The sequence below is a fragment of the Microbacterium xanthum genome (assembly GCF_034531355.1).
GTDB classification, from domain to species: Bacteria; Actinomycetota; Actinomycetes; order Actinomycetales; family Microbacteriaceae; genus Microbacterium; species Microbacterium xanthum.
The window spans coordinates 133783-147641 of record NZ_JAWHUE010000001.1 but is presented as its reverse complement, the minus strand read 5'-3'; the positions used below and the strand labels follow the sequence as shown (position 1 = coordinate 147641).

Sequence of the window (13859 nt, the reverse complement as noted above, 5' to 3'; positions counted from 1 at the left end):
CTTCACCCGACACGCCGCTCCGGCGGCCCACCAGCGGGCGCGCGCGCTCGACCCGACCCGAGGAACCGTCATGACCCGTATCTCCGATTCCGGACTCTCCGTCGCCGTCGTCGGCGCCACCGGCCAGGTGGGCACCGTCATGCGCGAGATCCTCGCTGAGCGGTCGTTCCCGATCCGCGACCTGCGGCTGTTCGCCACGGCGCGCTCGGCCGGCACGGCCGTCGACTTCGCGGGGCACACCGTCGTGATCGAGGACGTCGCCACCGCCGACCCCGCGGGGATCGACATCGCGTTGTTCTCGGCCGGCGCGACGGGAAGCCGCGCGCACGCGCCGCGGTTCGCCGAGGCCGGCGCGATGGTCATCGACAACTCCAGCGCGTGGCGCATGGACCCCGAGGTGCCGCTGGTGGTCAGCGAGGTGAATCCCCACGCGATCGGTCAGGCCGTGAAGGGTATCGTCGCGAACCCGAACTGCACCACGATGGCCGCGATGCCCGTTCTGAAGGCGCTGCACGCCGAAGCGGGCCTCGAGCGACTCATCGTGAGTACCTACCAAGCGGTGTCCGGCTCCGGGCTCGCCGGCGCGCAGGAGTTGCTCGGGCAGGTGGAAGGCGTGCTCGCGCAGGGCGACGCGCTTTGCCTGGTGCACGACGGGTCGGCGGTGGACTTCCCGCAGCCGGAGAAGTATGTCGCGCCGATCGCGTTCGACGTGATCCCGCTCGCCGGCTCGGTCGTCGACGACGGTCTCAACGAGACCGACGAAGAGAAGAAGCTGCGCAACGAGAGCCGCAAGATCCTCGAACTTCCCGACCTCCGCGTCGCCGGAACCTGCGTCCGTGTGCCCGTCTTCACCGGACATTCGTTGTCCATCAACGCCGAGTTCGCTCGGGAGATCACCCCCGAGCGTGCCCGCGAGGTGTTGGCCGAGGCTCCCGGGGTGCGCCTCGAAGAGGTCCCCACGCCGCTGCAGGCCGCGGGGCAGGACCCGAGCTTCGTCGGCCGTATCCGCGCCGACCAGTCGGCCCCGCAGGGCCGCGGACTCGCACTGTTCATCAGCAACGACAACCTGCGCAAGGGCGCGGCGCTGAACGCGGTGCAGATCGCCGAGGTCGTTGCGGCCACGCGCGGCGCCTCCACCTGAGTTCGGTACATCCCCGTCCGCCCGCCTAGAATCGACGGGTGACCCAACCCGCCGACGTCGTGCTCATCGGTGGTGGCATCATGAGTGCCACCCTGGGCACGCTCATCTCCGAACTGCAGCCCGACTGGAAGATCGTCGTGTACGAGCGCCTCGGCGAGGTCGCTGAGGAGAGCTCGAATGCGTGGAACAACGCCGGCACCGGGCACGCGGCGCTCTGCGAGCTGAACTACATGCCCGAAGCGGCGGACGGCACGGTCGATCCCGCCAAGGCGATCGCGATCAACGAGCAGTTCCAGCAGAGCAGGCAGTTCTGGTCCTCGCTCGTCGAGGCGGGGATCCTCGATGCTCCCTCGACGTTCATCAACGCAACACCGCACATGACCTTCGTGCGCGGCGAAAAGGACGTCGCCTACCTCAAGAAGCGCTACGAGGCATTGAAGGGCCAGCCGCTGTTCGCCGGAATGGAGTACAGCGAGGACTCGAGGGTCATCAATCAGTGGGCTCCGCTGCTGATGGATCGTCGCCCCGCGGGTGAACCGTTCGCGGCGACGCGTGTTCCCGCCGGAACCGACGTCGACTTCGGCGCGTTGACCCGCCAGATGTTCGCGGCGCTGCGTGAGCGCGGCGTCGAGGTGGTCACCGACCGCGAGGTGCGCGGGCTGAAGCGTCGCGCGGACGGCTCCTGGCGGGTGCGCTGGCGCGACACCGTCGGCCGCACGCCCGGCGTCTCCGACGCGAAGTTCGTCTTCGTCGGCGCGGGCGGTTGGGCCATCAAGCTGCTGCAGTCCTCCGGCATCCCCGAGATCTCGGGCTACGGGGTCTTCCCCATCGGTGGGCAGTGGTTGAAGACATCGAACCCGAAGATCGTCGCGCGGCACCGCGCGAAGGTCTACTCGCAGGCGTCGGTGGGCGCACCGCCGATGTCGGTACCGCACCTGGACACGCGCGTCGTGGACGGGGAGACCTCGTTGCTGTTCGGGCCGTTCGCGACCTTCAGCCCGAAGTTCCTCAAGAACGGATCGTGGTTCGATCTGGTTGCGCAGGTCCGGCCGGGCAACATCCTCCCCATGCTCAAGGTCGCGGTCGACAATCCGGGCCTCATCAAGTACCTCGTCAGCGAACTGCTGAAGAACCACCGGAAGAAAGTCGACAGCCTCCGGGAATTCATGCCGACGGCTCGAGCCGAGGACTGGGAGCTGCTGAACGCGGGACAACGTGCGCAGGTCATGAAGAAGGACCCGAAGAAGATCGGCGTGCTGCAGTTCGGCACGGAGGTCGTCACCGGGGGCGACGGCTCGATCGCCGGCCTGCTGGGTGCGTCCCCCGGTGCCTCCACGGCGGTGTCGATCATGCTCGGCCTGCTGAAGACCTGCTTCCCCGACCGGATCACGGAATGGGAACCGCGCCTGCGCGAGCTGATCCCCAGCTACGGCGAGACCCTCAACCCTCGTCCGGAGGTGGCAGAGGCGGTTCTCGAAGAGACGGCCGAGAAGCTCTCGATCTGGCGATGACCGGATCGAGGAGCGTGCCCGCGAGGGCCGTGCGGCGCGGCTGAGGACGACCGACGATGGCCAAACTGTACTTCCGCTACGGCGCGATGAACTCCGGCAAGTCGACCGCTCTGCTCCAGGCTGCCTACAACTACGAGGAGCGGGGCCAACGGGTGCTGTTGGCCAAGCCCGCGATCGACACGAAAGACGCCGATCGCGTCTCCAGCAGGCTCGGTGTGACCCGGCCCGTCGACTTCCTCATCCCGCCCGGCGCCGACCTCCGCGCCTTGTTCGCGGGGCACCGCGATCGGATCAAAGCGGAGGCGCACGCCGGCCTGCTGCCCGACGAGCAGGCGCCGAGGCGCGCCGACGTCGCGTGCCTTCTCATCGACGAGGCGCAGTTCCTCACGCCCGAGCAGATCGACGATCTGCTGCGCATCGTCGTGCTGGACGGCGTCCCCGTGCTGGCCTACGGGATCCGGACCGACTTCCGCACCGAGGCGTTCCCCGGGTCGCGACGCCTGATGGAACTCGCCCACAGTCTCGAGGAGCTGAAGACCATCTGCCGTTGCGGCCGCAAAGCGCTGTTCAACGCACGCCTGGTCGGTGGCCGATTCGTCTTCGACGGCGACCAGGTGGCCATCGACGAGCTCACCGCCGACCGGGTGACGTACGAGTCGATGTGTGCCGAGTGCTACCTGCGCGAGTCGGGGGGACGGCTGGACGGGCGCTGATCGTCCGCGGGGGCGGCGCTGGCTAGGCTGGACTCATGCGAGTTCTCCTTGCCGGCGGAGCCGGCTACATCGGCGCGCACACCGCCGTGTCCTTGCTCGATGCCGGCCACGACGTGGTCCTCCTCGACGATCTGTCGGGAACCAGTGCCGTCGCCGCTCAGCGCGTAGAGCGCATCACCGGCAAGCCCGCACCCCTGGTCGTGGGCAACGCCGCCGACGACGAGGTGGTCGAAGGCGCGTTCACCGAGTATGGGCCGATCGACGCGATCATCCACTTCGCCGCGTTCAAGGCGGTCGGGGAGTCGACGCAGAAGCCGCTGGAGTACTACGCCAACAACCTCGACACCACCTTCGCGCTTCTTCGGGTGGGACTGGCGCACGGGATCCGGTCCTTCATCTTCTCCAGCACCGGAACGGTCTACTCCGATCCGGCGGATCTTCCCTTCACGGAAGAGTCGACCACGAGCGTCGACCTCTCCAACGCGTACAGCAAGTCCAAACGCATGAACGAGGTCGTCCTGGCCGACGTCGCGCGCGTGAATCCCGATGTCAACGTCACGGTCCTGCGGTACTTCAACCCGGTCGGAGCCCACACCAGCGGCCTGATCGGCGAAGACCCGACCGGTATCCCGAACAACCTCATGCCCTACGTCTCGCGGGTCGCGATCGGCAGCCTCGAACGCATCGGTGTCTTCGGCGACGACTACGACACCCCCGACGGGACCGGGCTGCGCGACTACATCCATGTCGTGGACCTCGCGGAGGGTCACGTGTCGGCGCTGGAGAAGGCGGCACCGGGCTACGCCGTGTACAACCTCGGCACGGGGCGACCGGTGAGCGTGCTGGAGCTGATCGCCTCGTTCGAGAAGGCCGTGGGGCGCGAGCTCCCCACGCAGATCCTCGAGCGCAGGCCCGGTGATGTCGCCGCGACGTACTGCGATCCGGCGAAGGCGGAGCGCGAACTCGGGTGGAAGGCGCGCTTCGGCATCGACGAGGCGTCCCGCGATTACTGGACGTGGCAGTCGCAGAATCCGCAGGGATACGCCACCGCCGAGTAGTCCCCTTCGCAGCCCGGTCCGCCCGGACTGCGTGGTCTGACCACAGTGTGTACTATGGTCGGACCACAGGAGGGTGATTCATGGCCGAACAGTCCGCGCCGTCTCGCGCTTGGCGAGTCGTGCTCGAGAAGGTCGAGAACGACCTTCTCGACGGTCGTCTCGGTCCGGGGGACCGGCTTCCCGCCGAGCGGGAGCTCGCCGGGAATCTCGGCGTCGGGCGTTCCAGCGTGCGCGAGGCGCTTCGCGTTCTCGAGGTGATGGGGCTCATCCGGACCGGCACGGGTTCCGGGCCCTCGTCGGGGGCGATCATCGTCGCCGCCCCCACCGGGGGGATGCAGGCGCTCCTGCGACTGCAGGTCGCCGCGCAGGGTTTTCCCCTCGATGACGTCGTGCGCACCCGCCTCGCCCTCGAGGAGGCCGTCGTGGAATCCCTCGCGCGGGACCCGAATCGGAGCATCCCCGCCGCGCGACGCATGACCGAGGTGATGGTCGCATCCGACTTGTCGCCGGCGGAGTTCCTCGCTCTCGACGCGCAGCTGCACCTGAGCCTGGCCGAAGCGTCCGGCAACGTCGTCATCACGGCGATGATGGCCGGGCTCCGCTCATCCATCGAGTCGTACGTGCGTGAGGGCGCCGACAACATCGACGACTGGGACGCCACCGCCGATCGCCTGCGCCGTGAGCACGTCGCGATCCTGGATGCCATCGACGCCGGCGATGCCGAGAAGGCGCGTGAACTCGTGCACTCGCACATCGCCGGATATTACGCCCACGCGGGCCTGTCCCGCTGACCGCCTATCGCAGAATCACGAGGAGAACATGGTCCAGCGCCAGTTGCCCAAGCCCGCCGAACTCTTGGAGCTCATGCAGTTCAAGAAGCCCGAGCTGAACGCCACGAAGCGTCGCCTGGACGGCGCGCTGACGATCTACGATCTGCAGCGCATCGCCAAGCGTCGCACGCCGAAAGCGGCCTACGACTACACCGACGGCGCTGCGGAGGGCGAACTGTCGCTCGCGCGCGCCCGCCAGGCGTTCGAGGACATCGAGTTCCACCCCGATGTGCTGCGCCCGGCCGAGCATGTGGACACTTCGATCGAGGTACTCGGAGGTCCCAGCGCGCTGCCCTTCGGAATCGCACCCACCGGCTTCACGCGGCTGATGCAGACCGAGGGGGAGGTCGCCGGCGCCGGCGCCGCCGGCGCTGCCGGCATCCCCTTCACCCTGTCGACGCTGGGCACGACCTCGATCGAGGACGTCAAGGCCGCCAACCCGGGTGGCCGCAATTGGTTCCAGCTGTACGTCATGCGCGACCGGGACATCTCTTACGGACTCGCCCGCCGTGCGGCCGAGGCGGGCTTCGACACCCTCATGTTCACGGTCGACACGCCGATCGCCGGCGCACGGCTGCGCGACAAGCGGAACGGGTTCTCGATTCCGCCGCAGCTGACGGTCGGGACCATCCTCAACGCGATCCCGCGCCCGTGGTGGTGGATCGATTTCCTCACGACGCCCAAGCTCGAGTTCGCGTCGCTGTCCACGACCGGCGGCACGGTGGGTGAACTCCTGAACGCCGCGATGGATCCCACGATCAGCTACGAGGATCTCGAGGTCATCCGGGAGCTGTGGCCCGGCAAGATCGTGATCAAGGGTGTCCAGAACGTGGCGGACTCGAAGAAGCTGGTCGACCTGGGCGTGGATGGGATCATCCTGTCCAACCACGGTGGACGCCAGCTGGATCGCGCACCCGTGCCGTTCCACCTGCTGCCGCAGGTGGTGCGCGAAGTCGGCAAAGACGCCACGATCATGGTGGACACCGGGATCATGAACGGTGCCGACATCGTCGCCTCGATCGCATTGGGCGCGAAGTTCACGCTCATCGGGCGGGCGTATCTGTACGGTCTGATGGCCGGCGGGCGAGCCGGAGTCGACAAGACCATCGACATCCTGCGCACTGAGATCACGCGAACGATGGCCTTGCTCGGCGTCTCCTCGCTCGACGAGCTGGAGCCGCGGCATGTCACACAGCTGCAGCGGATGACCCCGATCGCCGCACCCGGTCGCGCCCCGCGACCCCGCGCGGCGGCGAAGACCTCGCAGAAGGCTGCGGCTGGAGCCTGATCACACCTGCGGCGAGGTCAGCGCCGGGGGAGGGTGGGGATGAGTCCGTCGAGGAAATCGGCGGTCTCTTCCCACCCGTCCACCGCGTGGCACGCCACACCCATGGCGAGGACGGGATAGTCATTGCCGTCCGGGTCGAGGCGATCGCCGACGAACAGCATCTCGTCCAGCGCGATGCCGGTCTGCTCCGCGAGCTGCCGCATGCCGTAGGCCTTGTCGATGCCCCGGTGGGTGATGTCGACGGAGGTCGAGCCGCCCGAGCGCACCTCCAGATCGGGGATGCGGTCGGCGACGGCCTGCCGGAGCGCATTCTTCTTCTCGCCGGAGGGGTCCCATGCCTTCTTCGCCGCGAGCGGGGCGGACTGGCCGAGGGCGGAGAAGGTGATCTGTGAGCCCCTGTCCTCGAGGATCGGGCCCCACGTCTCACGCTCCCAGTAGCCGAGACGGCGGGCCTCCTCTTCGATCGCCGTCTGTGCGCGGTTCTTCTCGTCGTCGGTGAGACTGTGCGCGTAGACGGTGTCCACCTCGCCGTTGCGCAGGCGGTAGTACTGCGTTCCGCAGGTGGGGAGCAGATGCATCCGATCGAGGGTGGCTGGGTCGGCATCGGGGAGTCGTTCGACGACCTGGCTGCGGAACTGGGCGAGCTGCCCGCCGGAGATCACGGCGACCTCGACGCGTTCGGCGAGGGCGATCAGGAGCTGCCCCATGCGCGCGTCGATGGCGCTCTTGGAGGGAGCGAGGGTGTCGTCGAGGTCGAAGGCGACCAATCGGATGCTGTCGGGCACGATTCTCCACATCGTCGATGCCACCGTACTCGAGGCATGCGTGGCCGCACACCCCTATACGAGAGGCTCCACCCGCGGGTGGAGCCTCTCTGTGGTCGGGGTGACAGGATTTGAACCTGCGGCCTCTTCGTCCCGAACGAAGCGCGCTACCAAGCTGCGCCACACCCCGTGGCAACCCTGCGAGTCTACCCTGCTTCGAGCGATGCGCCCAATCGGTGCCGCCGTCCTCGATCGACCGTCGGGTCACGGGCGGCGGGTGCGGAGCGCGAGCGCGCCGAGTCCGAGGCCGAGGAGACCGGCGCCCGCCGCCGCCCATATCCGGGTCGTTCTCTCGGCCGGCAGGGCCGGTCCCGTGGCGGCGAGGTCGTCGACGATCGTCGACTCTCCCTCTTCTCCGCATTCGCCGCGATAGATCACCACGACGTCGCTCTCCGGGCTGGGGCGGTATTGCAGCAGCGCGATCCATTGGACGGTGCCGGAGGTGTCGGAGGTCACCGCCGGTGACTCGTACTCGCCGTCACCCGTGACCGGCACCGGCTCGGTCTCGGCGATCCGATCGGAGCACACGGCGGCGTCGCCTGTCGGGTGCAGGAAAGCAGAGAAAACCAGTTCGGCATCGACGGAGTCGTCCAGGCCGGTCACGGTCGCCACGTCGGTGAAGGGCTCGCCCGTCGCGGCTCGTGGTGTGGCGAGGGTCGTGACACTCGGACGCTCGACGACCGTCGTCTCCTCAGGGATGCCGCAGGTGCCGGTGGCGAGCGTGCGGGGATCACCGCCGCGGGGCGTCCACGTCAGCTCCTCGATCCAGTAGTACGTCCCCGAGGCGGTGGTCGCTACGGCCGGGGACTCGTACTCGCCGTCGCCGGTGACCGGAATCGGTGTCGTCTCTGCGACGAGGGTCTCCTCGGTGCACGCTGACGAGGGCTCCGCGCCGTCGCCCGCGCGGTAGAGGCGGAACACCAGGACGGTCTCGCCTGTTTCCGGGACGCGGCCGGACACCGTCGCGGTGTCGATGATGGACGCGCCGAACCCTGCCGTGGGTTGCGCGGCGGTCACCACCGTGGGTGGGGCGGCGACACCGGTCTCCTCCGCGACACCGCACCGGCCGACGTGCACCGGCGTGCCCTCGGCATCGTGCGCGCTCTCCTGCCAGTAGTACGTGCCGAAATCCGGCACCTCCGGGGCCGTGAAGGTCGTGGTCCCGGGCCGATCCACGCTCACGGCGGCAGAGGTCCAGACAAGGTTTTCCTCCGTGCAGGTCTCCTCCGGGGCGATACCCTCGACGGCGCGGAAGACCGCGGTCTGGAGGACGAGCCCGTCGCGGGGTACGGGGCCGTCCACGATGACGTCGTCGGCCATCGGGGCGCCGACCGTGAGCTCTTCCTGGGCACGGGACGAGATCGCGGGCACCATGATCGTCTGACTGCGCAGACCGTACTGCTCCTCCCACGCGTAGCCGTCCGGGAGACGCCCGCGCACCTCATCACCCTGCGACTTCGCCGAGATACGCCAGACGGCCGTGTAGAAACCCGGATCCGGCAGTGGCTCGACCGCTTCGACTCGGTACGGCGCCGTCGGTCCGACGGTCGGGTCGGTCTGCAGGGTGAGCGTCGCGACCGGCTCGCCCGGCGGTACGTCTCCGGGGTTCGGTTCAGACGTGCTGCGGTAGATGTCCGCCTCCGCGTGGACCACGGCGTAGGCGTCATCGTCCGACCGTGGCCACGCCCCGTCCGCGGCGAACAGCACCTCGTCGACGAAGCGTCCGTCGTGCACGTAGCGGTCGACGACCTGCGTCGAGATCGTCGGCGCGAACACCAGCGAGCGCGGCGCGTCATCGGCGCCTTCGACGGTGATCTCAGCGGCGCCGGCCGGTCCGGCGGTGTCCTGGCCGCCCGGGGTTGTGAAATACCGCACGGCGGCGAGGGCGGCCGTGGGGAAAACACCCGATCCGCGCACCGTGATCTCGTTCTCCGCCGCGCCGGTGACGTGGATGTCGTAGCTCTCGCCCGCTCGGAGGTCCGAGCGGACGGTGCTGCCGTCGGCGAACACGGCGCCGGACAGTTCGACCGTGCCGAAGCCGTCGGCCTGGGGGACCTCCGCGGTGACGGTGCCGCGGAGGGGGTCGGTCTGCGAGGCGGTGAACACGAGTCGACCCGAGGGGGCGGTGTCGCCGGCGGCCAGTGCTGTCGCCTCGGCGTAGTAGGAGGTGGCGAGTTCCTGCACGCGCTCGTTGTGTTTCGGGGCCAGCGCGGAGAACGTCCAGTTGATCGCCCCGGCCAGCGAGTCGCCTCGGTAGCCGAAGCTATGGAGGGTCTCGTCCCAGTCGGCGATCGCTTTCACCGCCCATCCCACGCTCGCGGCCTGTACGGGATCGGTGGTCTGTCCGTATGCGCTGACGAGGTGGTTGATGCCGGTGAGCTGTTGCGGGGTGAGCCCCGCGGCATCGGTGCGGACCCCGTGATCGGTGGTCTTTCCGGTCGGAGCGGCGAGCCCGGGGCGGATGCAGTAGGTGTGCACGTCGCCCACGCGCATCGACCCGTGCCATCCGTACTGCGACGTCGGCGCCCATGTGCCGAACCCGGCGCCGGCGGATGCCGCCTGCGACGGGGAAGCCGCTAGCCACGAGGTGACGATCACTCCACCGCACACGACGGTGAGGACGATCCCGAAGAGGAGGAGGGCGCGCTTCATGCGCTCGATCCTGCGTGAGCGACACGCCGGCTTCGTGCTCCGCTCCCGTTCCTGTGGACGCTGCCGTGAGGGCCGGGGCGTGTGGAGGGGGAGTGGTCAGTCTCGGGAGGTGAGGGTGATCATCGATGCTTCGGGTCGACAGGCGAATCGCACCGGGGCGTAGATCGAATGCCCGATCCCGGCGCTGACGTTCAGGGGCACGTGTCGCCCGTCCTGTATCCACTTGCTCAGGCCACGCGCCTGGTCCAGCGGGATGTCGCAGTTGGCCACGAGAGCCGACGGTGAACCCGGGATGCGCACCTGACCGCCGTGGGTGTGTCCGGCGAAGAGCATGTCGGCGCCGAGGGCGCCGAAGGCGTCGAGGACGCGACGGTAGGGCGCGTGGGTGACTCCGATGGTGAGGACCGCGCCGTCGTTCTCCCGCACCGCCTCGAGGGCTGCCGGGAGGACGTCGAGGTCGTCCCAGCCTCGGTGGGCGTCGCTCACACCGAATGCGTCGATCCGCATGCCCGCGATCGACAGCGAACCGGCGGCGTTGTTCAGATCGAGCCAGCCCAGCTCGTCGCGAAGGTACGCATCGAGAGCGTCCGTGTCGAGGGGAACTTCGCGCGGCTTCGACCGGCTCGGACCGGTGAAGTAGCGCAGGGGGTTGCGCGGGGACGGTGCGCTGAGGTCGTTCGAGCCGTGCACGAACACCCCCGGCACCCCGCGGAGCGGATCGAACGCGCGACGGATGCCGGCCAACCCGTCGGCGTGACCGAGGTTGTCGCCGGTGTTCACCACGAGGTCCGGGTGGAGGGCGGCGAGCCCCGCCATCCACTCCTGCTTGCGGTGCTGCCAGGGGGCCATGTGCGCGTCGGAGACGTGGAGGACCCGGATGGGGGGGGAACCGGGCGGCAGGACGCGGAGGGAGTGCTCGCGGACGGTGAAGAGGAATCGTTCGACACCGATTCCCCACACCGCCGCTGACGCGCCGACCGCCCCCACCGCCGCGAGGGCGGTGAGGGCGGTGCGCGTACGGCGTGAGGTCACGAACAGGACTCGGCGCGGTAGTTCACCGAGATGGTGTCGCCGCGGTTGACGAGCTCACCGGCGCCGGGGCTCGTCCCGGTCACCTGGGTCGCGCCGTTCCCGTTCCCGTTCCCGTTGCCGTTGTTGTCGTCATCGTCATCGTCGTCCCCGCCACCGGTCGCGGTACAGCGACCCGGTTGGACGCTGCCGAAGCCCTCCGACCGCAGCGAGCTGATCGCATCCTGCAGCGACTGCCCGGACACATCCGGCACGGTCACGCCCTGCCCGTTGGAGGGGCGGATGGTCACGTTCGTGCCGCCGGCGACACGGCCGGCGCCCGGGCTCTGCTCGGCGACCGTGCCGGCGGACTCGGCCGAGTCGACCTCGTCACCGACCGTCACGCTGAATCCGGCGCTCTGCAGGGTGGCGGTGGCCTCGTCGATGGACATCCCGACGACGTTCGGCAGGTCGGTGTAGACCACGCGCAACAGGTTTTGGTCGGGGGCCGCGAACTCGCCGCCGCCGTACTTGGCATTGGCCGCGGCCTGCACGCCCTTGCCGAGCGCGTAGCGGTAGTAGGCGACGCCGTAGTCGAACACGTCCGAGAAGCCCTCGATGTTGCCGACCCATGCCGCGGTGGCGACCTTCGTGCTCGACTCGACGAGCCAGGTCTGGAACGTCTCGTGCGTACCGGTCTTGCCGAGCACAGGAACACCGTCGTACGGGTTTCCCTGGGCGCCCGTGCCGCCGTTCATGACGCCTTGCAGGGCGTAGGCGGCCGTTGCCGCAACCGCGGAGTCGAGCACGCGCTCGCACGAGCGCTCCGGCACGGCCAGCTCGTTGCCGTCGGAGTCGGTGACCCGGTCGATCGCCTGGGGCTCGCAGTACACGCCGTCGTTCGCGACGGTCGCGTAGGCGCCGGCGACGGCGATGGGGGAGACGGCTTCGGACCCGAGGATCGAGAAGGCGCCGTTGACGTCGGCGGGCTGGCCGGTCGCGGCCTGCACCACGCCCATCTTCGTCGCGACGTTCTCGATGTCGCACAGGTCCAGGCGCTCGGCCATCGCGAGGAAGCCGGAGTTCAGCGAGTCGGCGGTGAACCGCATCGGCGTTCCGACGTATCCGGGGGCCTTCGCGAAGTTGTCGATCGCGTCGGCGCCGGGGTCGACCCATGCGCCGCCTTCGATGCAGCTGTCCGTCAGACGGGTCACCTTGTGTACGCGGCCGTTGAGCACCTCGTTGAGGGAGTTGCCTTTCTCCAGCCAGTCGATCAGGGTGAACAGCTTGAAGGTCGAACCGGCATTGAAGCCGTCGGACGAGCCGTACAGGTGGTCGCCGGCGAACACCAGCGACGTCTTCGTGGGGTCTTCCGCCTCGTCGGCCCGTTCGCTGAAGGTCTTGTTCTGGGCGATCGAGAGGATGCGGCCGGTCTCAGCCTCGATGCTCACCGTCGTCGAGCCGAGCTTCATCCCGTCGATCGACTGGGGCACGGTGTCGCGCATGGTCTGCTCGGCGGCGAGCTGCAGATCGATGTCGAGGGTGGTGTAGATGTTCAGTCCGCCACGGCGGAGGGCCGCGGCGCGGTCGTCGGCGGTCTCACCGAACGCGGGGTCGTTCGCCACGACGTCTTGCACGTACTTGCAGAAGAACGCCGAACCGCCGGCCTCGGCGCACCCCGAGGACGGGACGGTGATCTTCGGCTCGATCGGCGACTTCGCCGCCTCGATGTACTGCTCCTCGGTGATCTTGCCGTCATCGAGCATGCGGCTGAGCACGTAGAGTTGGCGGCCCTTGGTGAGCGTGTACCCGTCTGCGGCCGCGAGGTACTCCTCGTCGGTGATGGTCCCGTCGGCGAGCAGCGTGTCGAGCGCGGCGAGGGTGCCGTCGCTCGCGTTGACCTCGCCGTCGGGGGCGGTGTTCAGCGGGGTGCCCTCGCTGTTGGTGATCGACCCGCCGGTCTTGTCGATGCGGTACGTGTTCGGGTTTTGGACGATGCCCGCGAGGGTGGCTGCCTGAGCGATGCTCAGGTCACCGGAGCTGACGCCGAAGTAGTACTGTGCGGCGGCTTCGATGCCGTAGTTGGTGCCGCCGAAGTTGGCGATGTTCAGGTAGCCGAGGAGGATGTCGTTCTTGGAGTACTTCTGCTCCAGCGCGATGGCGTAGCGCATCTCCTGCAGCTTGCGCTGGTATCCCTCGACGCCCGAGGCGGTCGTCGCCTCGGTCCAGCACTGGAGCTTCGCAGCGGCCTCTTCTTCGGCCGTCTCGCCTTCGGCGTTGCTCTCGCACTGCTGGATGAGGATGTTCTTGACGTACTGCTGGCTGATCGACGAGCCACCCTGCGTCGCGCCGCCCTGCGCGTTGCTCAGGAGCGCACGGCTCGTTCCGATGAGGTCGACTCCGCCGTGCTGGTAGTACCGCGGGTCCTCACTGGAGAGGATCGCGTCGTACATGACCGGCGCCACCTCGTCGTACGTGACCGGTTCGCGGTTCTGGTCGTAGAACTGGGTGAGCTCGACGTAGTCGCCGTCGGAGTTCTTGTAGTAGATGGTGGAGGGAAGCATCAGCTTCTCGATCTCCAGCACGCTCGGCAGCTTGTCGAACATCGTGATGGCGCTCGAGGCCGCGGCGCCGGTCACGGCGATGGCGGGCGTCACCGTGGCGGTGATGAGGACACCGGCCACCGCGCTCAGGCCGACGAGGCCGAGGATCCCCCCGAGCACACCGCTAGCCGTCCGATTCTTCTGAGGCATAGGCTTGATCGTAGGGGAGCTAGCTGGGGAACCCCTTGACGACCGGCGCCTTTCCGCCACTGGACCGACCACCGAGGAGTT

Annotated in this window: 10 protein-coding genes and 1 tRNA gene; 6 read left to right on the top strand and 5 right to left on the bottom strand. The window is 68.6% G+C overall.

The genetic code is table 11. The features are described from left to right. Positions 1-70 precede the first annotated feature (70 nt). The 6 genes from RZO50_RS00745 to RZO50_RS00720 all read left to right on the top strand — a co-directional run bounded on the left by RZO50_RS00745 (position 71) and on the right by RZO50_RS00720 (position 6541). Positions 71-1141 (top strand): aspartate-semialdehyde dehydrogenase, encoded by a 1071-nt coding sequence (locus RZO50_RS00745; RefSeq protein ID WP_322597807.1) that lies wholly within the window; start codon positions 71-73, stop codon positions 1139-1141. Between the two features lie 38 nt (positions 1142-1179). Beyond that, positions 1180-2652, top strand: a complete 1473-nt coding sequence (locus RZO50_RS00740) for a malate:quinone oxidoreductase (protein ID WP_322597806.1) — start codon at positions 1180-1182, stop codon at positions 2650-2652. Between the two features lie 56 nt (positions 2653-2708). After that, a complete protein-coding gene (locus RZO50_RS00735) occupies positions 2709-3365 on the top strand; it encodes a thymidine kinase (protein WP_322597805.1) in 657 nt (218 codons plus the stop codon). 35 nt (positions 3366-3400) lie between these two features. After that, entirely contained in the window at positions 3401-4423 is a 1023-nt protein-coding gene (gene galE / locus RZO50_RS00730; protein WP_322597804.1) for a UDP-glucose 4-epimerase GalE, read from the top strand. 80 nt (positions 4424-4503) lie between these two features. After that, positions 4504-5214 (top strand): FadR/GntR family transcriptional regulator, encoded by a 711-nt coding sequence (locus RZO50_RS00725; protein WP_322597803.1) that lies wholly within the window; start codon positions 4504-4506, stop codon positions 5212-5214. 28 nt (positions 5215-5242) lie between these two features. Then, positions 5243-6541, top strand: a complete 1299-nt coding sequence (locus RZO50_RS00720) for an alpha-hydroxy acid oxidase (protein ID WP_322597802.1) — start codon at positions 5243-5245, stop codon at positions 6539-6541. Between the two features lie 17 nt (positions 6542-6558). Here the strand turns inward: RZO50_RS00720 and RZO50_RS00715 are convergent, their stop codons facing one another. The 5 genes from RZO50_RS00715 to RZO50_RS00695 all read right to left on the bottom strand — a co-directional run bounded on the left by RZO50_RS00715 (position 6559) and on the right by RZO50_RS00695 (position 13778). After that, the gene (locus tag RZO50_RS00715) at positions 6559-7338 is read right to left on the bottom strand and encodes an HAD-IIB family hydrolase (RefSeq protein ID WP_322597801.1); all 780 of its coding nucleotides are present in this window, start codon (positions 7336-7338) and stop codon (positions 6559-6561) included. A gap of 80 nt (positions 7339-7418) precedes the next feature. Next, positions 7419-7495 (bottom strand) — tRNA-Pro (locus RZO50_RS00710). A 74-nt stretch (positions 7496-7569) separates the two neighbouring features. Continuing rightward, the gene (locus tag RZO50_RS00705) at positions 7570-10017 is read right to left on the bottom strand and encodes a hypothetical protein (protein ID WP_322597800.1); all 2448 of its coding nucleotides are present in this window, start codon (positions 10015-10017) and stop codon (positions 7570-7572) included. Positions 10018-10113: 96 nt separating this feature from the next. Further along, the gene (locus RZO50_RS00700) at positions 10114-11049 is read right to left on the bottom strand and encodes a metallophosphoesterase (protein ID WP_322597799.1); all 936 of its coding nucleotides are present in this window, start codon (positions 11047-11049) and stop codon (positions 10114-10116) included. Continuing rightward, the gene (locus RZO50_RS00695; RefSeq protein ID WP_322597798.1) at positions 11046-13778 is read right to left on the bottom strand and encodes a transglycosylase domain-containing protein; all 2733 of its coding nucleotides are present in this window, start codon (positions 13776-13778) and stop codon (positions 11046-11048) included. Before RZO50_RS00695 ends, RZO50_RS00700 begins: the two co-directional genes overlap by 4 nt. Positions 13779-13859 lie beyond the last annotated feature (81 nt).